The following is a 22,787-nucleotide window of genomic DNA, read 5'->3' as shown; positions in this document are numbered from 1 at the left end:
GGCCCTCGCACCTGCTAACGCTCCCCGGTATAATCCGCGCACACATTTTCGTTCCACCAGAGGCATTCCATGGGATTCAATTGCGGCATTGTCGGCCTGCCCAACGTCGGCAAATCGACACTCTTCAACGCACTGACCAAGGCGGAAATCGGCGCCGAGAACTTCCCGTTCTGCACCATCGAGCCCAACGCCGGTGTGGTGCCCATGCCGGACCCGCGCCTGAACAAGCTGGCGGAGATCGTAAAGCCCCAGAAGGTGATCCCCACCACCATGGAGTTCGTGGACATTGCCGGCCTGGTGGAAGGCGCCTCCAAGGGTGAGGGCCTGGGTAACCAGTTCCTGGCCAACATCCGCCAGACCGACGCCATCGCCCACGTGGTGCGCTGCTTCGAGGACGAAAACGTCATCCACGTGGCCAACAAGATCGACCCGGCGTCCGACATCGAGATCATCAATACCGAACTCGCCCTGGCCGACCTGGACACCGTCGAGAAAGCCATCAAGCGGGTCCAGCGCGTCGCCAAGAGCGGCGACAAAACCGCCAAGGCCCAGCTTGAGATGTTCGAGCAGTTGCTGCCGGTACTGAACGAAGGCAAGCCGGTGCGCGGCATGAACCTGGACAACGACCAGATGGCCCTGATCCGCGAGCTGTGCCTGCTCACCGTCAAGCCCACCATGTACATCGCCAACGTCAGCGAAGACGGCTTCGAGAACAACCCGCACCTGGACCAGGTGATGGCGATTGCCGCCGAAGAGAACGCGGTGGTCGTGCCCATCTGCAACAAGATCGAGGCCGAGATCGCCGAACTGGAAGACGACGAGAAGGCCATGTTCCTGGATGAAATGGGCATGGAAGAGCCGGGCCTGGACCGCGTGATCCGTGCCGGCTACAAGCTGCTGGGACTGCAGACCTACTTCACCGCCGGTGAAAAGGAAGTCCGCGCCTGGACCGTACGCATCGGCGCCACCGCCCCCCAGGCCGCCGGCGTGATCCACACCGACTTCGAGCGGGGCTTCATCCGCGCGGAAATCGTCAGCTACGACGACTACGTCCAGTACAACGGCGAACTGGGCGCCAAGGACGCTGGCAAATGGCGACTGGAAGGCAAGGAATACATCGTCCAGGACGGCGACGTCATCCACTTCCGTTTTAACGTGTAACTTCCGGGAAAAAACTACCCCGGAAGCCTTGACAGAACAGGCGCAAATACTGAAAATACGCGCCTCGTTTGGGACGTATTCCCAACCGAAATGGCAAGGTAGCTCAGTTGGTTAGAGCACAGCACTCATAATGCTGGGGTCGGCGGTTCGACTCCGCCCCTTGCTACCAGTATTCTCAACGTTTGGCCGCTTACTCAGCGGCCTTTCTTTTTTCTGCTGTGGGCATTTTGTGCCCATGCCGGAATTTCACCACGGCAACGCCGTCGGAATCCGGTCCTCGTTTTTCAGCGATCAGCTCCACCGCATTCACCAGCTCCGCCACCTCCGCGGCTGAGTAGTGGGTGGTGACCGATCCCCGTTTATGCCCGAGCAGTTCCGCCCGGGTTTCCTCGTTGACGCCGGCTGACCTCAGCCTCCTGCCGAACGTGTGCCGAAGATCGTGCCCGCGCACATGGGTGAGGCCTGCTTTCTTCCGGCCCTTCCTCCACGCGTTGTTGTAGATCGACAACACCTCGCGTCCCTGGAACGTGAACACCTGGTGTTCGTGCTTCCCTCGCTGGCGGTTTACCACGGCTCTCGCTGTTGTGTTCAGGACCACCAGCCGGTCACAGGCGTTCTTCGTCACGCTGGCGGGCAGGATGAACCCGAAGCCGTTGTCCGGCAGGGATACCTCCCACTCCCACTTCAGGGCACAGACTTCGCTCTCGCGACAACCGGTGTGCACTGAGAACTCGGCCAGGTCCTTGAGGTGTTCCGGCAGTTCCTGGAACAGCCTTCCCTGCTCCGCCCAGGTGATTGGCGCCGGCGCCCGTGAGTCATGCCAGTCCACGTCCGGGATCATCGGGGCCGTCTCCAGCCACGTCATCCCGTACTCATCCCGCCACAGCTCCGCGCACAACCTCAGGATACGCCTGGCCACGGCCAGAGACCGGTTCACCGTTCCAGATTTCACCCCGGCCTCCTTCCTGCCCTGGATGAATGACTGCAGGGTACCGGAATGGATCTGGTTCAGCGGTAGCTTCCCGATGTACGGATCCAGGGCTTTCAGGTCCTGGACATCCCGCTTGATACTGCGCTTGTGGGAGTGCTCACGAACATACCGCAGAGCTGCTGCCCGCCAGATCCGATTTGGCCTGACGCCGTAGACCGATGCCTGCCGAATCTCCTCGAGGCGTCTGACCAGGTACTGCTCAGCTTCTACCCGGTCAGCCGATCCAGTGCTTTCTCGAATCCTCCGTCCGTTAAGTCGTTTCTCGATGTGCCAGACTCCACCGCGAAGGCGGAGACCGTTCCCGCTTTTTTGCATGTTGCATTGCTCCATTGTTGGGCCGGAGCACGCCCTCGCCGAGAGATATACTCGTCCAGGGCGGCGTCCAGTTCAAGCCGGTCGAACCCGATGCCCTGGTCACCAATCTCTATCGTCCTGACGTAAGGCCGGATTTCCCGGTTGAACACATCCCTGCCCATTCCGCAGTACGCCGGTGCCTGGCCGGCGCGAAGGATTCGTGGCTGGATCGTTACTTCCACTCTGCGCTCTCCTGGGCGGCCACATCCGCCCGGATGTATTTCACGGCCTCATCGGGGTCGTGATCCGGTGACGGTGCCGGGTCGTCGCACCAGACCATGCAGGGTTCCCCGTCGCACTCACCCGGGATCAGGTAGATGGTTTCAGGTGTTTCAGTCATGATCACCTCCAGGCCCAGGTAGCAGGTCCTGCCGCTCGGCATAGTCCAGAACGGTCTGGCCATCGGGCAATAGGATCTGCCCGAGGAATGCTCCTTCAAATGACAGAATGCCGGTTTCGATGGCCATGACTTGGCCTTTAATCCAGTCCCTGAGAATGGAGTACACCGCCACGCTGGCCTTGTCGTAAGCCTGGCGCTCATGCTCCTGCCTGGTCTTCCTCATCCGGTTGCTGTAGGGGTGCTCTTTCAGCCAGGCGGCGGCGTACCCGGCGAAGCTGGCCTTCACGCTGACCATCTTCCCGCGATGCTGGAACTGAACTGTCAGGCTCTGCTCCTCGTCGTCCACCATGCTGCCGAACTTCTGACAGCCAAACCCGCGCAGTATCTTCTGGATCTCACCCAGGGCCTTGTCACCGCTGGTGGCGTTTTCATAGGGTAAACTCACGCCACTTCCTCCCGTTCCTCGGCGCAGCTCTCGCAATAGCCGGAGGCGTCCAGTTCGTCGTGCCAAAGCTCGCAACCGTTGCAGGTTGGCGGGTTGTCGATGACATGCGGTTCATCAGCAGCCAACTTGTTTTGATCGGCAGCGTTGGCCTTCAGCCAGGCGTCATTCCAGATTCGGTGGCCAGTAACATCGATAAAGTCGCAGTCGGTCCACGAGCGGACAGCCGGGTACGCGATCTTCTTGGCTTCTCGGAAGCTGGGAGCGAATACCAGGACTGCGCCGTCGAACGGTTCGCCATCGTGGAAGCTATAAGCGTTAAGCATCACTCCCCCTCCCGCTCGGTTGGTGGGTTGGGGTGTGGATGCCACAGGGCGGGAGCCCCGTCCTCAACAATCCACTGATCGCTATACCCATCCCAACGGGCGCTTTGCCATTCGGAGCCATCCCCGAACAGGAAGCACTCCCGAATTCCGTCTTTGCAGAAGTCTTCGTCTACCCAGGCCGGGTGATAACCCATGACAGGTTGACCGATCTCGGGCAGGTTGCCGGAGGTTCCGGAGGCGTCAAACCACTCCCCGCCCTGTTCGCCGTTGTGGGTAACGGTCAAAGCGCAAAGAGCGGTTGCCATGTTGGCCACGAACTCCACCGGGCAATCATCCGGCAGCTCCTTTCCGTAGTTGTTGCGGTATGGGTATATCCGACGCCAGAAAGCCCTCACAACTCGCTCCGCTGTCTTCTCCTCCGGCACCCCGCCACCCTCCACATGGGCGGTAGGTGCGGCGGTGAGCAGGGCGCGCCTGACCTCGTCCCATATGCGACGGACGAGTAGTTCATTGTCACCTTTTGCCCATTTCAGGATTGCCGGACTCACTACAGCGTCAAAATCCGGCACTGCCCCGGCGCTGGGGTGGGTGTAGAGGGGAACCCGGTTTATCCATTCCCCGCACAGGTCAGCCCGGAAACATGGGGCATATTCATCTTCGCCTGACCGCAAGCTATCGAACCCGGTCCGACTGATGTATCCGAACGGCTCCGCCTCCCCTTCGCTATGGGTGCGGGCCTCCAGACATGCGTCACATACCTGACCAGGATTGGCAGGGTTCTCCCATTCCGTTTCGCAGTTCTGGCAGGCGTATTTGCTGCCCTCCGGGATACCGCCAGACGGCTGGGCACGGGCTGCTTTCCACACTTGCCACGCGACAGAGAAGGTTCTGGCTGCTTCTTCGTCTTCCCACCCCTCGTATACCTCTGTCCCTTTCTCGTCCATAACGCGCTGACTTGGAAGCTTCCGTAGCGTCTCATCATCAAGCTTGAAAATCCGGCCCATTTCAGCCTCAAACGCTTCCCGCTCAATATCGTTACTCATCGGTTATCACTCCCTGCCAGCGAATAAACCACGGGCTCTTCCCACAGCTGGCGGTTGAAGTTGTGTGTCACGATCACGAACCCCTGTTGGCTCAGCATGTCCAGGTGCTTTCCCAGGGTGTGCGAATTCAGGTACGGGCAGGACATAAGGTGGAGCTCTCGCCGTCCCATTGGCCCGCGCTTCAGGGCTTCCATGATTGCGCCCACTGCCTTGGGCAGGATGGGCTGCATAAGCTCCCGGATTCCGTACCGGTCCCGGTAGTGCCCTGCTGGCGGATTGGCCGGTGCTGGCGGCCTGGGCCGCTCTATCAGTTCGATCTGGTTCATGATCAGCTCCCGAAAATCGTGAACGTGCAGCGACCGGACTCGATAGCCTCTTTGCACTCGTCCATGGTTGGGAACTGAACCAACAGAGCATTGCGGTACTCTTCGCCTTCTTCATCCCTGATGTGCCCCATAACCGTCACTTCTCCGGCGACCATCTTGTTGGCCTCAACAACATGGTCCGAACCAGTAAGGAGTTCTTTATGGTTGGCCTCGTCGCCGGCACAGCCTTCCCAGCCAATGGGCGCCTGGAAGCCAGCAGCGCGGGCATGGCCACCACCACCAAAGCGTTTGGCGATCTCGCTGACATCGATGCCGTCTTCCTTCGAACGCAGGCTGAATTTCCGTCCGGACTCGGTGTCCACATAGGTGGCCGCGAAAGGATTGCCCTGGGCCATCAGGTTGCCGGCGTCAGACGCGAAGATGTACGGCACGTTGGCCACCGGTACCGAGTACCCACAGATCAGCATGCGCCGGCTGGTCAGGCGCACCATTTCCCGGACGTCCTTCATATGCTTACGCTGCAGGGCCTCGCCTACCTGGATGACCTGCTGGCGGACCTCGTCGTCCTCGAGGTCGTTCATGATTCGCAGCCAGATACCGAACTCCTGTTCGTAGGAGAACAGGACGGAGCCGATCTCTCGGGTGCCAACCATGTAGAAACGCCAGAGGTCACGGTCCTGAATGTGCTCGATCAGGCGGGGCCGGTCTTCGTCCGGGTAACACCAGTCCCATGCCAGGGCGGCACCTGACCGATTCATATCGAACTCGCCCATGACCCGACCACTATCCAGCAGGGGTTGGATATCGGCTTCCGCTGTCTTGTGGTGGTCCAGGATGGTGACCGACTTGGCCTGTTCCAGGATCAGCTCCAGCTCAGGGAGCTTGTAAGAGAAGTCCACCAGCAGCACGTCATGACCGGTGCAGTCCGGCGGGGTCTGGCCGTAATTCCCTGCCACGTACTGGACGTTGTGCCCGTACCGGAGCCAGACTGCGAATGCTGCACCAAATCCGTCGGCACAATTGCCGTGGTAAATGCACAAGGTTGGTGTCGTCAATTTGCTCATAGATCCTCCGGGTTCGGCATGCCTCGCAGGCACTTGTTGTCCGGGCCCTTATCGAACGGGCATTTGCATTTCGGGTAGCTGCATACGTTTTCTTTCCGTGACTTGTCACGGTCGATGTAAACCAGATTCAGCAGGTACTCGGTCCGGTCCTCGAAGCCGCGGGCGTCCGCTGCCTCGTTGATGTTTTCCCGCTCTACCCTGGTCAGGTCCATGGTGAAGGGGCTGGTCTGAAGGCCCCTCCCCTTCTGCCGCTCCCGCTGCCGGCGTTTGCGCTCTGCATCGGTCATGGCCATCACATACTCTCCAGCTTCTTCAGCGCTTTCCGTCCCGCCTTCACCAAAGCCTGCCGGTGAGACTTTCTCTCCCAGCCCTTGAGGTTCAGGTGATGAAGGGCGTTTGCCACTTCTACCAGCGTTTCCACCGGGTGCGTCTCTGCCCCGTTCATGATCGATATCTCGCAATCGCTGGCGGACGTGCCGGTGAGTTTTGTGGCTCTCTCTGCGTCGTAAGTCAGCATGGTGTGACCTCTCCCTGCCTGTAATTGGTTGCGTGGATTGCCAACTTCAGCCGCCTTCCCTCCAGGCGGTGGTGAAACCGTCGCCGTGTGGTGACTGCTGGCAGCCATGGGTATCGCCTGATCAGGGCCTGCTGTAATCGCCAGTTATTGGCGTGCTTCAGGTGGCCCTTCAGGCTGGCCACCGTCGCCTGGATGTTGCGGAGCTCTGCCGGGGTGGCATGGATGTGGTCGTGCTTCACGTGCTGCTGTTCCCAGTTACCCAGGGTCTCCCGGGCATGGGCGAGCACCCGCCGGCGGACCAGCGTGTATTTCGGGCGGACGATGTAGCCCAAGAAGTCGATACCGTCCTCGAGGCGACGAAGGCGGATGTCCGGTTTCAGCTTCAGTCGGAGCTCGCTGGCAATGAACTGCTCTATCTCTTCCTGCCATTCGGCCAGCTGGTGGCGGTCGGGGTGTACCAGGACAAAGTCATCCACATAGCGCAGGTACCGCTTTGCCTTGAGGGTGTGCTTCACGAACTGGTCGAGCATGTCCAGGTAGACGTTGGCGAAAAACTGGGAACTGAGGTTGCCGATCGGCAGGCCGCAGCCCGGGGCGGAATTCTCAAGGCGCTTGTGGGGTGGCACCGTGGCCCGCTCGTCAGGCCGGCTGTGGTTAACGACACCCGCGCTTAAGGGTGGCCGTCGAAGCAGGGCATGGGTGGCCCGCATGAGTTCCGGTGTGGCGCTGGTGCGTGCGAACCGTTTCTTGAGCATGGCCCACAGGGTGGGCCGGTGGATGGAATTGAAGAAGTTGTGGATGTCCAGCTGGAGGTACCAGCCGCCACCCTGGCCACTGTCCACCTGGCGAACGAACCGCTTCAGCCGGCGGACGGCGGCGTGGCTGCCCTTGCCGGTGCGGTTGGCGTAGCTGTCGTGGATGAAGGCCGGCTCCCATATCGCCTCCAGCTGTGGTACCAGCCAGTGGTGGACAACCCGGTCTGCGAAGTCCGGCGCGTGGATCTCCCGGGCCTTGGGCCTGGCTGCGACAAAGCAGGCGCTGGGCCCCGGCTTCCAGGTGTGGGTGTTAATCCGTTGTTGCAGGTTCAGCAGGCCATCAATCCAGCGACCGTCGAAGGCCATCTGGTTCTGGCTGGGCTTCTTGCCTTTTCTGGCCGCTTGCCAGGCGTCGTGCAGGGCCTTCAGTGTGACCGGCCCCTCACCCTGATACTCACCGGCACGCACCGCACGCACGCAGGCGTTGTTGTTGCGGTGGTTGTCGTTGACATTGCCGTTGTTGAAATTGACCACCCAGCGGGCAGACGTTTTGCCGGGCCCTTGCGACTGGTCCGGGCATCCTTTCTGGTAGCACGGATTCGTCATGGCTTGGCCCCCTTGTGTGTTCCGGAGGCGGCCCGGCCACTCAGTATCTGAGCACGCTCCGGCGAAACCTGGTTCGTCGGATTCTGGCTCTTGTGGTGCATCTGACGCTTCCAGCCCCCGGCACACCGCCCGACTTCCTCGGCGGCCCGGATCAGGGACTCGAACTGGCGAAAATTCTTGAAGGCCCTCAACTGGCTGCCCAGTTGCAGGGACAGCTTGAGTTCATCAATGGCCCATATCAGCTCTGCCACCCAGTGTGCCTGACGTGCCCGGTCCCGCCATGCCCGGTGGCACATGCGCACCACGGTCATCGCCTGGGTGCGAAGGTCGCTGCCCAGGGTGTACTTGTGGTACCGAGTGAAGGTCCGGACGGCTGTTTCGATATCCACCAGCAGTCGTTCGGCCTTACGGGCTATGTCGGGGAGTCGGGCGTTTGTCATGGCATCACCTCAAATGGCAAAAACTACTGACCGGCACGCACCGCACGCACGCAGGCGAGGTCGCCGCGGTGGCCGCCGTGGACATTGCCGAGGCCGAAACTGACCACCCAGCGGGCAGACGTATTCCAGGCGCAGGGTGTACTGGTCCAGTAGCGGCAGCTTTGGGTATCCGGGAACCTTTCCGTATCAATTGCCGGATCATGGCGCGTAAGATCCAGCAGGGATTCCAGCTCCTGCCGTGTGGGCAGGCGCCAGCCTTTTCCGAGGTTGGCTACTGCTTCCTCGGCTTCCTCAAGGGTTGCCGTTTCGCCGTCCAGGAGCGTGTGACTCCATTCGAGGGCGGGCTCGCTGGCCGGCACCTGGTCCGGGCTGACGATGATGGACATGTCGTCCCCAGCCAGGTCGATCCGGATGGCTTTTTCCGGGGTCTGGATGTTGAGGTGTTTCATGGTTAGGTCCTCTACTGTGATTGCAGCTCACGCTGCTTTCTGTCGTTTTTTTGTCGCTATCTTGATCCTGGCCAGATTCAGCAGGACATCGAAGCCGCCCTCTGGTGGATGTTTCATAGCGAAGAACTTGTTCATGATTGCGTTCTCTGCCCTGCTCACCAGGGCGAGATTCTCCCTGGAGAAGTTGCGCTTCCCGCCGTCTTTCATCCGGACCAGGTAGCCGTCCGGTACCGGGCGCCCGTGGTATTCCTCCCACTTGAGGACGTGAACCATTCGCCAGTTGTGCCGGCTGGGCATATTCGGGTCGTCACTGACCTTTCGCTTCAGGTAGCCGTCGCTATGTACGGCCTCGGTTCCCACCGGTACCCAGGTATGCGGTCTGTGCCCGGGGCCAAAGCGGTACTCGGCCCCTCGCCCGCCGGGGATGTAACTCTTGCCCTTGTTCCACGACGCCTCCCCCTTCCGGAAGCATCCGGGCTTCTCTCGCTCCAGGTACTCCGGTGACTTCTTCAATCCCAGGACCGTGCCCCGGTTTTTGATTGCCGAGTAGGTCCGGCCCATAAGGCGAGCGATCTCCCGGTTGTTGTGGTCCGGATACAGCTCCCGAAGCCAGGCGTCAGCCTGGGGAGTCCATGGCTTAGGCGTCGCCATTGCCCTGCTCCAGCATGGCCGGCCCTTCCTCCAGCCCGTTTTCCCGCTTGTATTGCTCGGCATCGAGGACCAGGCGGGCATTGGAGACGATTTCCTTGCTAACCCCGGTGATCGCCCGACTACGCATGATCTCTTCCTTCAGCTCTTCCCCGGCCAGTTCCTCGTCGTTAAGCCTCTCAAGCTGAGCGAACAGATGGTTGTTCAGGTCAGTGAGTTTGTTTTTCATGAGGCGCGGCCTCCCGCTGTTCCATGTAGATCGTCAGGCCGTGGTATTCCGCAATGGCCTTGATGTAGTCGTGGGTGCCCTCCACCACCTGCTCGAAGTTGTACCGGTACTGCTCAGGCAGCCGATTCTTTTCCTCGTCTATTTCACAGGTGAGGTCCGCCAGCCGGGCCAGGGACATCTTCAGGCTGTTGCCAGAACTCCCGCCGGCGTCACGCCGGAGAAGCCGGGCATCCATAATCGCCTTGGACCGGAGGAACTCGGCGCCCGGGTGGCGGAACCCGAGGCGCTTGGCCGCCAGGACCCGGAGGTTCGCTGCCCGGGCAATGCCCACCAGGTGCCGAACTTTGGCATTCAGTGCGTCCGTCATGGTCGATCTCCCTATCAGTAAATGTCCCCGGGGCTCACGCAGCGCCCGGGCCACTGGATCCTCGGGTCGGAACTGTCCGGAGCCGGGCCGGAAGACGGGCCACATTGCCCGGTTCGCCGAGGGCGTCCCACCGCAGTGCCCCGCGATTCTCGTCACCGCCGGCGGCTACCCACTTGCGGCCGTCCTCATCGATGGCAATGCAGCCAGGCTCCCAACTGGACGCGCCGTCCAGGAACCGTTTCCAGGCCACGGGCACCCCGTCACACAGGACGATGTACCCGCCCTCGTGTCCCCAGGCCTCCCGGTAGTCCCGGGCCACCTGCTCCAGGGCGTCCCCGGTGACCCTCCGGCCTGTCTTGCGTGGATGGGCCTTGTAGTTCCGGCCATCCCCTGCCAGGCGCAGGTCACAGTTGATGGTCTCCAGCATGGCGATCATCTGCCCCTGGGTGACGTTCTCAGGCAATTCGATGGTGAGCGTTGCCATGGGTGCTCTCCTTTTGTTGACTGACCAGATAGGCAAAAACTACTGACCGGCACGCACCGCACGCACGCAGGCGTCGTGCGTGCGGGGGAAGCCGCCGACATCGCCGTAGCCGAAATAGACCACCCAGCGGGCAGACGCGGAGAAGGAAGCCTCGGTGCTGCTCCAGTACCAGTCACTCTCGGTGTCCGGAAAAACCTCGGTGTTGATGGCCGGCAAGTGCCTGCTGTGATCCACCAGGGTGAACAACTCCTGGATGGTGGGCAGGCGCCACTCGCCGCCCAGATCGGCCACTGCCTTCTCCGCTTGCTCGTGGGTGACATCGCTGGCGATGGTGTTTTTCGTCCAGGTCAGCCCGGTCTGGGTGTCGGTGATGGTGTTGTCGCCGTTGTCGGTAAAACGATCCATGGTTATGTCCTTCTGTTGATGCATCAGGCGTAAAGCCCGGCGATTTCGTGGCGGCCCAGTCGCATAGCGCTGGCCACCGGACGTGTGGTGTTAACTCGGGTGACCCGGGTACGGGCCATGGGGAAGCTGGCGAACACGGCCAGAACAAACGCGGTGGTGATGACTGCCCTGCGGGCCTGCAGGATGCCGTGCATCCAACCCTGGCTGACTAGGTCCTGCCGGGTACGGGCGTGGAACTGATCCATCAGCTCGCCCAGGTGCCACGCCACGGTATCGATGCTGATACCCAGGGCCCGGGCAATTTCCTTGTTGGTCATGCCGGCAGCCGCACATTCCAGGACCAGGCCCCGACGCTCCGGCAGAACCTCACGGTCCGCCAGCTCGGCTTCCATTCGTTCGAAGTACAACTTGCGTGGCATTTCTCGCCTCCCCAAAAAGAACATGAGGCAAATATACGTCCGCGTATTTATTAAGTCAATACGTCTGCGTATACATAGGCTCGAAATTTTCTTCTGGATTGGCTTAGAGAGGTAATTAAGGAAACAAAAAACCCGCTCAGTGGCGGGTTAAGGGAGGATAAAGTTGGTGTAGGCGCGTACGATCAGGCGGCCTCGCCTTTAAGGATACAATCCACCGCGCTTTCGGGGCTGGACACCCCATGAACACGTAGCTCCTGTTTATCGGCCTCCTCCTCCAGTTCGTGGAAGACCTCGTAGACCCTTGCGATCTCGCTTTCACTGAAGCTAGGGTCACTCTTTTGTGGGCGATACAGGATCAGCTCGAAGTCATCGAGTTGGAACAGGCCCGTGTGGCCCTTATCCCTGAGAGAAATCAGCTCCCACATCTTTGCCTTCGCAATTCGGTTGTAGGTAGACAGGCCATTACCAGGGATAATCCTCGACAACTGAGCGACGTAGCTGGTGCCAACATAGTCGAAATTGGTGGGCGCGCCCCCGGTGTACAGTTGCAGCTTCCTGGTGAAATTTCGCACCAGCTTCGGGTGGCGAATGGCCATCACATCCTTCACCTGGGTAATCCAACGGTCCGGAGCTGGCGTTTCGAATTCTTCCGCATCTGCGGCGAAGTCTGACATCCTGGCCAGGAAGGCACTATTCCGGGCCATGGTCCGCAGCATCACCGTGAGGTCCGCTACCCGCCCAGCCTGAACCGGCCCGGACGTAACACCACTCATAGGGGGTGCCCAAGCTGACAAGGGGTTACCGCTTTTCAGGTGACCCTGCAGGCTGTCGACGACCAGGCCAATCATATCCATGAACTTCGGGCCAGCCTCGCCCAACATGCACTTCGCGGTGGAGTCCCGAACGACGGTCACTACCTCGAAGGCACGATCAACCCCCTGGGCGGCAACCGCAACACAAAGCCGCTCGCCTGACCCGGCCACGGGCTCCATGAAGATGGCCATGCCATCAGCCTGGTAAGCGGGTAACTCGGGAAATGGGGAAGCGCTCGTGTTCATGGCAGCAGATCCATTTGGTCGCCGTGTCGTGCAATGAGGTTCGGCATCTGGTTAAGCCGATCTTTCAGACATGATAGCGTATTTTCACTGCGTTCCGACATTCCAAAGCGTTCACATTGCGACGCCGTTTGGATCTCTGTGTGGTCGATCTCCTCGCACCTGGGGCCGAACTCGGCCCACTCCCTCCTTAGTCGCGCTGGGCCCAGATCCCCCTCGAAGGCCTTTACGATTTCCGCGAACTTGTTCGTCACCGGGTGTCTCGGTCTCGGCTCATCCATGGCAGACCATAGTGAATAGGCGTGATCGATCAGGTTCCAGTCGTCACCTCCGCCCCATAGCAAATTCCCCAGGTTCCGGTCGGGGTTCGCTATCCACTCGTCGAACAGCGTCAACTGGTGGAGCTTCTCCCATTTCCGGAGGACCTTTTCCACGGCGGGGTCACCACTTTCCAGTCGTTGCTTTATGGACGGTGAGCCAGCGTCCTCGCTACCAACAAACAGGTCTCCGTCGATAAGCCGCTCGGGATCGGCGACGACGAAGACCCTGGGTGATGGTAAATCAAGCTGGCGGGCCAGTAGTGCAGAAAGGCACTCGGCAAGAATTTCCGGGTTGGTGGCTCGCTTAATGTACAGGCGGACATCGCCCTCATGGCTGAGGGCGTCGGCAATCCATATCTCGGAAATGTTCCCCAGGCCAGTCAGTTGCCGTGGTTGCGTATAAAGCGTCGCATAACCAATCGGCTCCATACGATTACTCCTTGTTGGCAATCCTTTCTGCAATAGCGTTCAGGAGATTGACGTCATCTTCGGTGAGGCGTCCATTGGCTGCCGCCTCAGCGATCTTCATCAGTTGCTTATACGACCTGGGTGATGCCTCTGACAGGAGGGAATTAAGTTCTGGCGGGACCGAAGTTTCACCACGAGATAGGTCGTATCTGTCATCAAAGTCATCCGATCCTAGTGCGCGTGAAAGCTTACTTAGCGTGTCTGCCTTCGGGTTCTTGCTTTCGCCGCTCAGAATTCTTTGGATAGTCGGCTGAGGCACTCCAGACAAGCTGGCCAGCTTGTATTGGCTAATGCCTCGCTTATCCATCAGTTTTCTGAGCCATTCTGAGTAGATAGTCTCCATTCGATAATCATACGCGGGCGTATATTTGCGTGGTAGCAACGCCGACGTATTGCCCGAATGTATACGTTGGCGTATATTGCTTTCTATGAAAGCCATGACGACGCTCCAGAAAATTAAAGCTCTTGAGGAATCGGGCCTCTCTTTCACCGCCATGGCGAAAGAGTCCGGCATCCCTCAGCCAACCATTTGGCGAATTGCGAGAGGCAAGCATTCTCAGCCTCTTGAACGCACGGCTTTGGCGATTGATGCGCTGTATCAGAAGCGGCTCGGGTCCGAGTTGAGCGATAAGCCCGTCAAGGCCGCCTGAGGGTGGGTATTAAACCGGATCCGTCGCTGGCGGATACCCGGTTAATGGGTGGTGGATGGATATACAGGATGACGGGGAGTGCGCGAGCTGCAGCGCCACCAGAAGCAGCCGGTAAAGCTGGCCGGGCCCTGGGCCCATGTGCCGATCGTTGCAGCCGGTGTTTGGGTACCGGCGATAGAACGCCAGCAGCGTGAGCCGAAGGTTCCGACCTCCGCCGCCCCAGGTGATCACGCCGACTGACTGCCGCAAGCAGTCCGCATTCGGGAGGGCTCTGTTCCCTCAGCCAAGGATGACCAGGGCAGTCCCGCTCCTGCGTCAGCAGAGCCCTCCTCGAATGCGGTTCACAGCAGGGTGGAGCAGTAGCAGCTCGCCAGGCTCATAACCTGGAGGTCGTCGGTGCAAATCCGGCCCCTGCTTCCATAAACGAGAACGGAGGAAGTGCCCATGGGGCGAAACGTGCTTATTGGGATCATGGTGGTCGTCATTCTGATGATCATGACTCTCGGCGGTTGGGCCTGGATGTACCTAACGGCCCCCATCAAAGGTAAGGCGGAGGCAGAGGTCCAGATCGAGTCGGCACCCAGCCGGATCGCCAACTACGAACACTTCTTTGACCTGTGCGCCGTAATCCAGGGCAACGAGGCCTCCCTTGCGGCCCAACAGTCGGCCATGGCCAGCGCCCCGGAAGATGATCGATCCCGGTACCGGGCCAACATCGCGGGAATCGAAGCCCAGCGCCAACGGAATATCCACCGCTATAACGCCGATGCTCGCAAAGTGTACACGCGAGCTCGCTTTCTCGGTGAGGACCTTCCTCGCCATATCGACCCGAAGCAGGAGCAAACCATATGCGTCAACTGACTAGTATCGCCGTTGTTGTTCTCGTGGGGCTGGCCCTGGCCGGTTGCCCGGCAACTAGTGAGCCATCGAGCTCGGAGAAAGGCCAGGCTGAGCAGGAGCGGGTAATGCAGCGTGCCCAGGCGGCAGTGCCGGTTCCCAAGGTCAACAACTTCCTCACCCGAGAAGCTGTGGCCAAGTGGATCGAGAGAATGGATGCACCCCAGAAGCTGTTCTACGTCTACGTTCTGGCGGACACCGGAAACGTCATTGGCTACTACGTCGCCCAGACCCGCCCGGTTACAGAGTGCGCCCTTCTCACCCCTCCGCAGAGAAAGGAGCGGGCTGACCTTGGTGAATGGTCAGGTGACATGAAGATGGCCTCACCCGGTTTGGACGGCGTCTATTACACCGGCGGGTGTAACAGCGGCGAGGCCTTCTTCTTCGACGCAGAAACGGACGCCTTCATCGGTTTGAGCGGCTTGAAGTACTTCGTGGCTGACCAGCCCCTGAACCTTGACGCAGACCCGATCAGCGTAGCTGCGGACTGACGATCGGAGGTATGAAGCCGGACAGCGCCAGCCTCGGGCAATGGAATGCCTACGTAGCCGCCGGCGAGACCAGGGAGGACAGGAAGCGGCGGCTGGCGGAGTGCCCGGATTCACTGCGCGAAAACGTGACATGTCACGTAAGGACGGTTTTTGAACTCAGGAGGCGGAGCAGGAATGGGAGAACCCATGGACAAACCAACCGGCAATAGCCTGCCAGAGTGGACGGAGTATGTCAGATCGGGACCGACCTACAACGACAGGGTGACCCGACTGGCGGAGGCGCCGAGCGGTATCCGCCTGTTACTGGGACCCGGTGAGGACGATCGACAGCTGGCACATGGGGCGGCGCCGCCGCCTAGCAGGATGACCGTGGTACTGCCCTGGCCGGATAAGGTGCTTAGCCCGAACAGCCGGGCGCACTGGCGTAATAAGCACCGGGTGGGAAAGCGGTACCGGCAGAACTGCAGGATGTTCACCCACGAGGCCATGCAGATCAATCAATGGGATGTGCAGGCCCTTCGTGACCAGGTGGCCGCCGGCAACCCGATCCATGTATTCCTGGACTTCCACCCACCCAACCGGCAGCGCCGTGACGATGACAACGTGGTGGCTGCATTCAAGGCCGGTCGTGACGGGCTAGCGGATGCCCTGGGTATCGACGACGAGAATTTCCGGACGCATCCGGTATTAAGGCGGGATCACCCTGTACGCCGTGGCGGTGTGCGTGTGGTGATTTCAGCAACGGGGCCGCAGGCCTAGAACGAGAAAACCCGCCTCAAACGGTGTTGGAGCACCTCGGCGGGTAATCAGAGAGTGAGGTAAGTATGACTGATCTGATTCCGAGCAACAATACCCAGCTGACCATGAGCAGCCGCGAGATTGCGGAACTCACCGGTAAGCAGCACAAGCATGTGATCCGCGATATACGGGCTATGTTGGACGTGCTGGCGGATGGTCCAGATCTGGGCCATGTCCATGAAGACCGGGATAGCCGGGGGTACACCACCTGCTTCCACCTGGACAAGGAGCTCACGGAGACCCTGGTCACCGGCTACAGCATCCCTCTCCGTCACAAGGTCATCAAGCGCCTGAATGAGCTGGAGCAACAGCAGGGTGCGCCGGCGTGGATCGAGAACCTGAGCCCCCACGCCCGGGTGGTGATCGAGGACCTGAACAGCCAGGTAAACCACTACCGGCAGGAAACCGACCGCCTCAACGCCGTCTGCAACGACCTGGCCGAGAACCTGAAGGCCGGCATGACCCCTGTTGAATTCTGCCGGATGCTCAACGGCGTGAACCTGAAGCGGGTTTATGAACTTCTGGTTGATCGAAAGCGCGTCCTAAGCACCCCGCACGGTTACCGCAGCGCCGCAGCCTACCGCGACAAGCTGTTCACAGAGCGCCGTTACCAGAACGGCGAGGGACGACCCTGCGAGAAGGTGGTTCTGACCCAGAAAGGGGCCAAGTGGCTCTATACCCAGTACGAACAGGGAAAACTCCATATGCGGAAGGACTGGGACGGACGGTTCACCCACGGGCTTTTCGACAACGAGGACAAGGCGGCATGAGCATCATCGACATAATGGCTCGCCCCATCGCGTTTAACCGCGCCTTTGTGGACCTGGGTCTCGGGATGTGTGGCGCCATGATGCTGTCCCAGGCGCTTTACTGGAGGGCGAGGACCCGGGCCGCTGATGGCTGGTTCTACAAGTCGCAGAAGGAATGGCAGGACGAGACCGGCATGACCAGGCGCGAGCAGGAGACTGCCCGCCGGCGCCTGACCGAGGCCGGGTTCCTGGAAGAGCATCGCAAAGGGGTTCCGGCCCGGCTGCATTTCCGTGTGAACGTTGAGGCTCTGGAGGCCGCCCTGGAAGCGCTGTCATCCAGAATGGCGGAAAACGCCAAACAAGAATGCACACCCAATGAAAACAACAGTTTGGCGGAAAGCGCCAATCAAGTTTGTACAGATGGTGCAACCAGAATGGCGGAAAGCGCCAAACAAGATTGCACGGAACCGCCAGACAGTGATGGCGGAAAGCGCCAATCTATTACAGAGACTACTACAGAGACTACTCCAGAGATTACGGCAGAGAGAACGTCCGGACCTGATCGGTCGGACGCTTCTGCCGCCCCTGACGAATCCAAGGCCAAAAGCGAGCAGCCGGCCACCTCCAGGCCAGACGCCGCTATCGAGAACGGACGGTTCTGGGGCACCCAGGAAGATCTGGACCTGGCGGTGTGGATGTGGGACCAGCTGGCGGAACAGCTCGGCAAGGACAAACCCCGAAAGCCGAACTTCTCCCGCTGGGCAAACACCATCCGGCTAATGCGAGACCAGGACGGCCGTGAGCACCGGCACATCCGACGACTGTACGAGTGGTGCCGACAGCACGACTTCTGGGCAGCAAACATTCAGAGCCCCGACAAACTCCGCGAGAAGTGGTCCCGGCTGGTCTTGCAGTTCAGGACTGAGCATCGCAAAGCACCGAGCCAGCAAGGCAGCGACCGGGCCGCCGAGCTCCGCAGAATCCACGAGCAGCGCACGGCCAGCCGGCAGGGAGTGACCTATGAACACCCATGACCTGGAAGCGTTCGGCGACCTGTGGGCCCAGGCCCATGAAGTATACGGCCGCAGCCCGGAAGCGAGGGTGGTGTACATGGTTTTCCAGTCTCTCATCGCCTTCTCGTTGGATGACATCGAGCGGGCCCTGGCCCGGCACATCACCAACCCGGACACCGGCCAGTACCCACCGAAGCCGGCGGATATCGTGCGCCTGCTCCAGGGCAGCAGCCAGTCCGCCAGCGGTGAGGCCTGGGCCAAGCTCGATTATGCCGTCAGATGCGTGGGCAACTACCGGTCTGTGGTGTTCGATGATCCGAAGATCCACGCGGCCATTGAGCGCCTGGGCGGCTGGCAGAAAGTCGCCCTCACCGATGACAAGGAATACCCGTTCCTGAAAAACGCGTTCCTGAAGCTCTACCAGGGCTTCACGACCAGCCCACCGGACAGCTTCCCACGCAAGCTGATAGGCACCAGCGAGCACGAGAACAGCCAGCATGCGGAATTCCTCCGTGGCCGGGCAAAGGATCAGCCGGCACTGGTGGGTGACCGGGAGCGGGCCCGCATGGTTTACCAGGGCGGCGGTGACCAGGGCCTGGTCCGGATCCACCACGGGAATACCGAGCGGTTCCTGGAGCTGGCGGTGGATAACGACACCAAGCGGCTGGGAGATGTGTCATGAAGGCCCAAAAGCAACCTGAGTGCAACTGCACCAACTGCGACCGGTCGTGCTACCGGCAGGCCCCGAGCGGGACAAACCTGCGGCGTACCACTCGCAAGGATGCGCTGAAGCGTTTGGGGGATCTGAAGAAGCTCGTTGGGGGTTCGGCGTGAGCATTCGTATCAGGTATTTCTCGTCGTTCACGGGCACCTACTGGTGGAAGTTCCACGCCCTGGACCGTGCTGGAGCCGCTGATATCGACAAGCGGTTGCGGGCCCGGATCGCATGGGCTGTCCGCTGGATTGCGGACCGAATCGATGGAACAACCAGCATGACCCTGGATATCAACTCAACGCCGTCCCTGAGTGAGCACGAAAAGATCATGGTCATGAATCGTGGGCTCATCCACGCTCGCACGCTGTTTGAAGAGAGGGTTCGTCAGGAGTCGATTGAGGAAGCTATGCGGGAACACCTTCCTGACCTTTACCGGGAGAACGTGAGTTGAAGAGTCGATCAGGTCCGGAGTTCCGCCAGCAGGCTCGCCCCTTGAAGAAGTGCCCGGGCTGCCATGGTCGAGGCGTCACCAAGGGCGTTTTCTACGAGATGCCCTGCCCTGACTGCAATGCTGGCGGAGTGGTCTGCAAGGAAACGGGCCAGGCACTGGCGGTAGAAGACCTAGTCGTGCAGCTCCGTCTTTGGCTGGGCAAGGCCATGGAGGACAACCGAAGGCTGAGGCGACGTTTTGCGGACAGCAAGGCCGACGACAGCTCCGGGCGTGGTTATGGCGAGACACGGGGCCGCGGGCCCATGGGCATGAAGTATCACGGGGATTGAGAATGCTGCAGAAGACAACGCCGATTAGATCGAAGCGGATCCGGGAAGCTGCGCGGGGCCAGGCATGCACCCTGCAGATCGTGGGTGTGTGCAGCGGGGACTGGTCGACCACGGTTCTGGCCCACCTGCCAGACGAGAGCCATGGCATTGCCCGCAAGTCAGACGACCTGTCCGCCTGCTTTGCCTGCGACGCCTGCCATTCAGTCATAGACGGCCGGGCCAAGTGGCCACCCATGGAGGCGGAGTACGAAAACTGGTACCTGCGCCGGGCCCAGATGCGGACCTGGCGTGTGCTGGTGGATCTGGAAGTGGTGACAATAAAAGGGGCGGCGTAATGGCAGAGCAGAACCGCAAGACAGCAGACCAAGTGCGGGCGAGAGAGGAGGCCCAGCGGGAGGTGGATCGGTTCCTGGCGTACATCCAGGGTTTGGATACCATCGACGCCATTGCCCATGAGGGCCGGTCCATAATGGGGCTGTGGGCCGAGTTCGAGGGAGACCCGCCGGGCAGCTCCGGTTTCAGGGGGTTCTGCGTGCTGGTGGACAAGATCGACAAGATACGCCTGCGCCGGATGCCGGATGAGTTCGCCCGGGCTTTTGACCGGCTGGCGGGCATGGCCAGGCGCTCGCCGCTGCAGGTGGAGGCGTTATGCGTAGACCGGTGGTACCGGAACAGGACCCGGGTGGCCATCGACCCATTCACCGAACAGCGCCACGAGATCCACTGGGATGACCGGGCGTGCGCGGAGTACCTGAAGTGCACGGTTAAGGTGTTCCAGCGCCGGGTAACGAAGGGATATTGCGCCCTTGAGGGCCTGCTGGGTTACCGCCACCAGGAAGCGGCCTGACGCCTCTATTGACATCAGGGGTCCAGCAAGTACACTGACTGGTAACTTGTGAAAATCTTCCCTAAAACCCGCCCTCCCCTCGGAGCTGGCGGGTTTTTTATTGCCTGGATTCCCCTGATGCCTGCCGCTCTCCGCCTGACCCGCTTCTGTTATGCGCCGGACGGGACGTTCGGTCGTCTGGAACTTCCTGACGGCACCGAGCTGTTCACCTGCGAGCGCCCCTGGGAAGGCAACAAGCGCCGTGAGTCCTGTATCCCTGACGGCGTTTACACGCTGCGCATGCGTCGTTCTGGCGTCGTTGAGCGATCCACAGGCGGCAAGTACCTGGAAGGCTGGGAAGTGGTAAATGTTCCGGGCCGTTCCTACATCATGCTCCACCCGGCCAACTGGCCTGATCAGTTGGAGGGCTGCATTGCCCCCGGCCTTGGATTCGGCATCATCAGCGAGAAGCAGGCCGTGACGAGCTCTCAGGATGCCTTCGATAAGCTGATGTCCGCCCTCGCCGGCCAGGACGAGTGGGAGATCGACATTCGACCTTTCATCATGGAGCACCCGTGAGCAATGGCTGGTGACCAGCAGTACAGCCCCAACTCAGAGCAAAAGAACATGACTGAGGATCGCAGAGGCTGGCATATCAATAAGGGTGTTGATCTGATTCACGTCCTGACCACTGTGGTGGTCGTTGTTGGCGGTCTTTGGTTCCTGGCAGAGCAGAACACCAGGATCAGCAACCTTGAGCTGAACTACCGCCACATGCAGCAGATGAACATGGCGGAGCAGGATCGTACCGAGAAGAAGTTCGACGAGCTCAAGACAGACCTGCGCATGATCAACACCAAGATAGACCGGCTGCTTGAGAACCAGTCTGGTGGATACTGAACACCCTAACCCTTCCCGTTGGTGGAAGCATCGCCGCCGCGGCTACTACGCAGGAATGTGGTGGGCGGCCATCCAAACGCCTCTCTGGGTTCTGCTCGAACTCCTGAGGCCCGAAACCGTGCCTGTGATGGGCGTGGTTATTGGTTGGTCTTACGGGATCAGCGCAACCCTCATCGTTAGCTACTTCGGCAACAACGCGGCTGAAGCCTGGGCCGGCAAGGTGAGCAAATGATTCTGAAAGTAGCCAGAGCCAAGTTGACCGCCTATGCGCTGCCAATCTTTGCAACTCTGGTTGTGGTGGTTTCTCTGGCTTTCTGGTGGCTCTGGTCAGACCGGCAATCACTCCTAGAGGACAATGCCAATCTGATGCAGGCGATGGATCAGGCCAAGGTTACTAACGAAAAGAACCGGGCCCAGATTGAACAGCTGGAGGCGGATATCCGCTGGCGTGATCAGCAGGCGGTTATCCGGTCCAAGCGTGAGAAAAGATTGAGCGATCAGCTGGCCGCCACCGAGAGCGAGCTGGAGGAGTTGGTGAAAGATGCGCCTTGTAGCGGTCCTGAGTATTTGTGGCCTGATGCTGTTTATAAGCGGATGCGAATCAACACAGTGGCTGACCCGAACCGAGTACAGGAAGGACTTGGTGCCAGAACAGTACCTGGTACCGAGGACGCTACCGGCTCCACCTCAGAGAATTGACCAGTGCCCTATCTGGGCTGAGAAACTCAAGGCTGCGGCCATGGCTTGCGAGGGTGATAAGGCTGACATCCGGGCATGGAATGAGCGGCCAATCGATGAGGCCAACTGATGCACTCCTGGAATGAACCGGTCAAGTAATGGCCTGCGCGGGATGTGAGAAGCGCCGGGCCTGGATTCGGAAATGGACGAGGATAGCCCGTGAGCGAGCCAGCAAGACCTTTAATCGTACTGAAGCCCCAGCAGTACCTGACTCAGGAGATGATGTGCCATCTCAGAGCGCACGCCGAAAGGCTGATTGATGATCTCAGTTATGACGTGTTGGTAGTCGAGCATGGACTCGACGCTCAAGTGCATAGTGATGTCGCTCCATTGGTTAAAGCGATCGAGCGGCAGACGCAGGCAATCGACGCCCTGGCTGAAAGCAACATGGCGCTGGTCGATGCGATGACTCAGTTGGATGAGGACGATGGCGCCGGGGCGACGACCTACCTGGACGACACACCGAGGAAGTAGGCATGAATAAAGCAAAGGTAGCAGCAGCATTCAATCGCTGGATGGATGAGTACACGAACAACCCGGAGAAGTTTGAGCACACATCAGCCGCTGTCTTGCGTCATCAGCGTGAGAAGGATAACGGTGAGACGCCGTCATATGGCAGCCACTGTGCCGCGATGCTGGATCACTACATGGCCGAGGAAGAGGGTGCCTAGTCGACCAGGGACGCATAAGCCCAGGCAGCCGGACACAGACAGGCACCAGCCACCAGGTGCCACCCGCTGGGGTCGTGGTCGTGGTGGTAGCAAGTGGCGGACCCGCCGGCGCCGCATCTTCGAGCGGGACAAGTATCTGTGCCAGATCTGCCTGGGCGATGGCCGGCTGACTCCGGTGGAGCTCCATGGCCCACGGCACGGCGTGTGTGACCACAGGATCCCGACCGCCGAGGGTGGCACCGATGCCGACAGCAACCTGCAGACGATCTGCCAGGACTGCGACCGCACCAAAACGGGGCAAGAATCCCGAAGGGCGGGGGGTGGGTCGAAAGTCTAGGGCCTTTGTCTCT

General features: G+C 60.2%; 41 protein-coding genes and 2 tRNA genes. 22 read left to right on the top strand and 21 right to left on the bottom strand.

Translation table 11 applies throughout. The features are described from left to right. Positions 1-69: 69 nt before the first annotated feature. Together ychF and ACJO2E_RS02690 are read left to right on the top strand one after the other, a co-directional pair. The gene (ychF, locus tag ACJO2E_RS02695; RefSeq protein WP_406961587.1) at positions 70-1,161 is read left to right on the top strand and encodes a redox-regulated ATPase YchF; all 1,092 of its coding nucleotides are present in this window, start codon (positions 70-72) and stop codon (positions 1,159-1,161) included. Between the two features lie 92 nt (positions 1,162-1,253). Further along, positions 1,254-1,330 (top strand) — tRNA-Met (locus ACJO2E_RS02690). 21 nt (positions 1,331-1,351) lie between these two features. Here the strand turns inward: ACJO2E_RS02690 and ACJO2E_RS02685 are convergent. The 21 genes from ACJO2E_RS02685 to ACJO2E_RS02585 form a co-directional block, all read right to left on the bottom strand. Then, on the bottom strand, positions 1,352-2,467 hold the full coding sequence (locus ACJO2E_RS02685) for a tyrosine-type recombinase/integrase (RefSeq protein WP_406961585.1): 1,116 nt from the start codon (positions 2,465-2,467) through the stop codon (positions 1,352-1,354). A gap of 211 nt (positions 2,468-2,678) precedes the next feature. Next, the gene (locus tag ACJO2E_RS02680; protein WP_406961583.1) at positions 2,679-2,846 is read right to left on the bottom strand and encodes a hypothetical protein; all 168 of its coding nucleotides are present in this window, start codon (positions 2,844-2,846) and stop codon (positions 2,679-2,681) included. Beyond that, a complete protein-coding gene (locus ACJO2E_RS02675) occupies positions 2,839-3,291 on the bottom strand; it encodes a hypothetical protein (RefSeq protein WP_406961581.1) in 453 nt (150 codons plus the stop codon). The genes ACJO2E_RS02680 and ACJO2E_RS02675 overlap by 8 nt, the downstream gene beginning before the upstream one ends. Continuing rightward, on the bottom strand, positions 3,288-3,614 hold the full coding sequence (locus ACJO2E_RS02670) for a hypothetical protein (protein WP_406961579.1): 327 nt from the start codon (positions 3,612-3,614) through the stop codon (positions 3,288-3,290). The genes ACJO2E_RS02675 and ACJO2E_RS02670 overlap by 4 nt, the downstream gene beginning before the upstream one ends. Then, positions 3,614-4,657 carry a hypothetical protein gene (locus ACJO2E_RS02665; protein WP_406961577.1) on the bottom strand — a complete coding sequence of 348 codons (1,044 nt, stop codon included), beginning with the start codon at positions 4,655-4,657 and terminating at the stop codon, positions 3,614-3,616. The genes ACJO2E_RS02670 and ACJO2E_RS02665 overlap by 1 nt, the downstream gene beginning before the upstream one ends. Then, positions 4,654-4,983, bottom strand: coding sequence for a hypothetical protein (locus ACJO2E_RS02660; protein ID WP_406961575.1), 330 nt, complete (start codon positions 4,981-4,983; stop codon positions 4,654-4,656). Before ACJO2E_RS02660 ends, ACJO2E_RS02665 begins: the two co-directional genes overlap by 4 nt. 2 nt (positions 4,984-4,985) lie before the next feature. Continuing rightward, positions 4,986-6,047, bottom strand: coding sequence for a DHHA1 domain-containing protein (locus tag ACJO2E_RS02655; RefSeq protein WP_406961573.1), 1,062 nt, complete (start codon positions 6,045-6,047; stop codon positions 4,986-4,988). After that, positions 6,044-6,340 (bottom strand): hypothetical protein, encoded by a 297-nt coding sequence (locus ACJO2E_RS02650; RefSeq protein ID WP_406961571.1) that lies wholly within the window; start codon positions 6,338-6,340, stop codon positions 6,044-6,046. The genes ACJO2E_RS02655 and ACJO2E_RS02650 overlap by 4 nt, the downstream gene beginning before the upstream one ends. Next, on the bottom strand, positions 6,340-6,564 hold the full coding sequence (locus tag ACJO2E_RS02645; protein ID WP_406961570.1) for a hypothetical protein: 225 nt from the start codon (positions 6,562-6,564) through the stop codon (positions 6,340-6,342). The genes ACJO2E_RS02650 and ACJO2E_RS02645 overlap by 1 nt, the downstream gene beginning before the upstream one ends. Then, positions 6,558-7,925, bottom strand: coding sequence for an RNA-directed DNA polymerase (locus ACJO2E_RS02640; protein ID WP_406961568.1), 1,368 nt, complete (start codon positions 7,923-7,925; stop codon positions 6,558-6,560). Before ACJO2E_RS02640 ends, ACJO2E_RS02645 begins: the two co-directional genes overlap by 7 nt. Continuing rightward, positions 7,922-8,365, bottom strand: coding sequence for a four helix bundle protein (locus ACJO2E_RS02635; protein ID WP_406961566.1), 444 nt, complete (start codon positions 8,363-8,365; stop codon positions 7,922-7,924). The genes ACJO2E_RS02640 and ACJO2E_RS02635 overlap by 4 nt, the downstream gene beginning before the upstream one ends. 23 nt (positions 8,366-8,388) lie before the next feature. Next, complete coding sequence (locus tag ACJO2E_RS02630; RefSeq protein WP_406961564.1) at positions 8,389-8,814, bottom strand: Lcl C-terminal domain-containing protein; 426 nt, start codon at positions 8,812-8,814, stop codon at positions 8,389-8,391. Between the two features lie 27 nt (positions 8,815-8,841). Continuing rightward, positions 8,842-9,465, bottom strand: coding sequence for an HNH endonuclease signature motif containing protein (locus ACJO2E_RS02625; RefSeq protein WP_406961563.1), 624 nt, complete (start codon positions 9,463-9,465; stop codon positions 8,842-8,844). Then, positions 9,452-9,691, bottom strand: a complete 240-nt coding sequence (locus ACJO2E_RS02620; protein ID WP_406961561.1) for a hypothetical protein — start codon at positions 9,689-9,691, stop codon at positions 9,452-9,454. The genes ACJO2E_RS02625 and ACJO2E_RS02620 overlap by 14 nt, the downstream gene beginning before the upstream one ends. Further along, positions 9,672-10,058 (bottom strand): hypothetical protein, encoded by a 387-nt coding sequence (locus tag ACJO2E_RS02615; RefSeq protein ID WP_406961559.1) that lies wholly within the window; start codon positions 10,056-10,058, stop codon positions 9,672-9,674. The genes ACJO2E_RS02620 and ACJO2E_RS02615 overlap by 20 nt, the downstream gene beginning before the upstream one ends. A 34-nt stretch (positions 10,059-10,092) precedes the next feature. Further along, positions 10,093-10,542 carry a hypothetical protein gene (locus tag ACJO2E_RS02610; protein WP_406961557.1) on the bottom strand — a complete coding sequence of 150 codons (450 nt, stop codon included), beginning with the start codon at positions 10,540-10,542 and terminating at the stop codon, positions 10,093-10,095. Positions 10,543-10,581: 39 nt separating this feature from the next. Continuing rightward, positions 10,582-10,947 (bottom strand): Lcl C-terminal domain-containing protein, encoded by a 366-nt coding sequence (locus ACJO2E_RS02605; RefSeq protein WP_406961556.1) that lies wholly within the window; start codon positions 10,945-10,947, stop codon positions 10,582-10,584. Between the two features lie 23 nt (positions 10,948-10,970). Further along, a complete protein-coding gene (locus ACJO2E_RS02600) occupies positions 10,971-11,366 on the bottom strand; it encodes a helix-turn-helix domain-containing protein (protein ID WP_406961555.1) in 396 nt (131 codons plus the stop codon). A 182-nt stretch (positions 11,367-11,548) separates the two neighbouring features. Then, entirely contained in the window at positions 11,549-12,424 is an 876-nt protein-coding gene (locus tag ACJO2E_RS02595) for a hypothetical protein (protein WP_406961553.1), read from the bottom strand. Next, complete coding sequence (locus ACJO2E_RS02590) at positions 12,421-13,170, bottom strand: HipA family kinase (protein ID WP_406961552.1); 750 nt, start codon at positions 13,168-13,170, stop codon at positions 12,421-12,423. The genes ACJO2E_RS02595 and ACJO2E_RS02590 overlap by 4 nt, the downstream gene beginning before the upstream one ends. Positions 13,171-13,174: 4 nt before the next feature. Further along, positions 13,175-13,648, bottom strand: a complete 474-nt coding sequence (locus ACJO2E_RS02585) for a helix-turn-helix domain-containing protein (RefSeq protein ID WP_406961550.1) — start codon at positions 13,646-13,648, stop codon at positions 13,175-13,177. Between ACJO2E_RS02585 and ACJO2E_RS02580 the strand changes: the two genes are divergently transcribed. From ACJO2E_RS02580 to ACJO2E_RS02490, 20 genes are all read left to right on the top strand, one after another. Then, positions 13,647-13,859: a helix-turn-helix domain-containing protein gene (locus ACJO2E_RS02580; RefSeq protein WP_406961548.1), complete on the top strand. Its 213-nt coding sequence runs from the start codon at positions 13,647-13,649 to the stop codon at positions 13,857-13,859. The genes ACJO2E_RS02585 and ACJO2E_RS02580 overlap by 2 nt on opposite strands. 345 nt (positions 13,860-14,204) lie before the next feature. Beyond that, positions 14,205-14,279 (top strand) — tRNA-Met (locus tag ACJO2E_RS02575). A gap of 24 nt (positions 14,280-14,303) precedes the next feature. Further along, on the top strand, positions 14,304-14,720 hold the full coding sequence (locus ACJO2E_RS02570; protein ID WP_406961547.1) for a hypothetical protein: 417 nt from the start codon (positions 14,304-14,306) through the stop codon (positions 14,718-14,720). Further along, positions 14,708-15,247 carry a hypothetical protein gene (locus ACJO2E_RS02565; RefSeq protein WP_406961545.1) on the top strand — a complete coding sequence of 180 codons (540 nt, stop codon included), beginning with the start codon at positions 14,708-14,710 and terminating at the stop codon, positions 15,245-15,247. Before ACJO2E_RS02570 ends, ACJO2E_RS02565 begins: the two co-directional genes overlap by 13 nt. A gap of 186 nt (positions 15,248-15,433) precedes the next feature. Beyond that, entirely contained in the window at positions 15,434-16,006 is a 573-nt protein-coding gene (locus tag ACJO2E_RS02560; protein ID WP_406961543.1) for a RusA family crossover junction endodeoxyribonuclease, read from the top strand. 65 nt (positions 16,007-16,071) lie between these two features. Next, complete coding sequence (locus ACJO2E_RS02555) at positions 16,072-16,815, top strand: Rha family transcriptional regulator (protein WP_406961541.1); 744 nt, start codon at positions 16,072-16,074, stop codon at positions 16,813-16,815. After that, entirely contained in the window at positions 16,812-17,828 is a 1,017-nt protein-coding gene (locus ACJO2E_RS02550) for a phage replication protein O (RefSeq protein ID WP_406961540.1), read from the top strand. Before ACJO2E_RS02555 ends, ACJO2E_RS02550 begins: the two co-directional genes overlap by 4 nt. Then, on the top strand, positions 17,815-18,489 hold the full coding sequence (locus ACJO2E_RS02545; RefSeq protein ID WP_406961538.1) for a DUF6475 domain-containing protein: 675 nt from the start codon (positions 17,815-17,817) through the stop codon (positions 18,487-18,489). Before ACJO2E_RS02550 ends, ACJO2E_RS02545 begins: the two co-directional genes overlap by 14 nt. Before the next feature lie 148 nt (positions 18,490-18,637). After that, positions 18,638-18,973 carry a hypothetical protein gene (locus tag ACJO2E_RS02540; protein ID WP_406961536.1) on the top strand — a complete coding sequence of 112 codons (336 nt, stop codon included), beginning with the start codon at positions 18,638-18,640 and terminating at the stop codon, positions 18,971-18,973. Next, entirely contained in the window at positions 18,970-19,302 is a 333-nt protein-coding gene (locus tag ACJO2E_RS02535; protein ID WP_406961534.1) for a hypothetical protein, read from the top strand. Before ACJO2E_RS02540 ends, ACJO2E_RS02535 begins: the two co-directional genes overlap by 4 nt. Before the next feature lie 2 nt (positions 19,303-19,304). Continuing rightward, positions 19,305-19,637: a nuclease domain-containing protein gene (locus ACJO2E_RS02530; protein WP_406961532.1), complete on the top strand. Its 333-nt coding sequence runs from the start codon at positions 19,305-19,307 to the stop codon at positions 19,635-19,637. Beyond that, positions 19,637-20,149: a hypothetical protein gene (locus tag ACJO2E_RS02525; protein WP_406961531.1), complete on the top strand. Its 513-nt coding sequence runs from the start codon at positions 19,637-19,639 to the stop codon at positions 20,147-20,149. Before ACJO2E_RS02530 ends, ACJO2E_RS02525 begins: the two co-directional genes overlap by 1 nt. 117 nt (positions 20,150-20,266) lie before the next feature. After that, positions 20,267-20,707, top strand: coding sequence for a DUF5675 family protein (locus tag ACJO2E_RS02520; RefSeq protein WP_406961529.1), 441 nt, complete (start codon positions 20,267-20,269; stop codon positions 20,705-20,707). Positions 20,708-20,755: 48 nt separating this feature from the next. Further along, complete coding sequence (locus ACJO2E_RS02515; protein WP_406961527.1) at positions 20,756-21,028, top strand: hypothetical protein; 273 nt, start codon at positions 20,756-20,758, stop codon at positions 21,026-21,028. Next, complete coding sequence (locus ACJO2E_RS02510) at positions 21,018-21,260, top strand: hypothetical protein (RefSeq protein ID WP_406961525.1); 243 nt, start codon at positions 21,018-21,020, stop codon at positions 21,258-21,260. The genes ACJO2E_RS02515 and ACJO2E_RS02510 overlap by 11 nt, the downstream gene beginning before the upstream one ends. Beyond that, on the top strand, positions 21,257-21,727 hold the full coding sequence (locus tag ACJO2E_RS02505) for a hypothetical protein (protein WP_406961523.1): 471 nt from the start codon (positions 21,257-21,259) through the stop codon (positions 21,725-21,727). Before ACJO2E_RS02510 ends, ACJO2E_RS02505 begins: the two co-directional genes overlap by 4 nt. After that, entirely contained in the window at positions 21,672-21,836 is a 165-nt protein-coding gene (locus ACJO2E_RS20085; RefSeq protein WP_504362692.1) for a hypothetical protein, read from the top strand. Before ACJO2E_RS02505 ends, ACJO2E_RS20085 begins: the two co-directional genes overlap by 56 nt. Positions 21,837-21,925: 89 nt before the next feature. Beyond that, a complete protein-coding gene (locus ACJO2E_RS02500) occupies positions 21,926-22,240 on the top strand; it encodes a hypothetical protein (RefSeq protein ID WP_406961522.1) in 315 nt (104 codons plus the stop codon). Between the two features lie 2 nt (positions 22,241-22,242). Beyond that, positions 22,243-22,437 (top strand): hypothetical protein, encoded by a 195-nt coding sequence (locus ACJO2E_RS02495; protein WP_406961521.1) that lies wholly within the window; start codon positions 22,243-22,245, stop codon positions 22,435-22,437. Continuing rightward, the gene (locus tag ACJO2E_RS02490) at positions 22,430-22,774 is read left to right on the top strand and encodes an HNH endonuclease (RefSeq protein WP_406961519.1); all 345 of its coding nucleotides are present in this window, start codon (positions 22,430-22,432) and stop codon (positions 22,772-22,774) included. The genes ACJO2E_RS02495 and ACJO2E_RS02490 overlap by 8 nt, the downstream gene beginning before the upstream one ends. Positions 22,775-22,787 lie beyond the last annotated feature (13 nt).

Origin of the sequence: Marinobacter shunpengi (genome assembly GCF_045449695.1) — a bacterium.
Taxonomy (GTDB): Bacteria; Pseudomonadota; Gammaproteobacteria; order Pseudomonadales; family Oleiphilaceae; genus Marinobacter.
The sequence above is the reverse complement of the archived record's forward strand: the minus strand, read 5'-3'. Positions and strand labels throughout refer to the sequence as shown.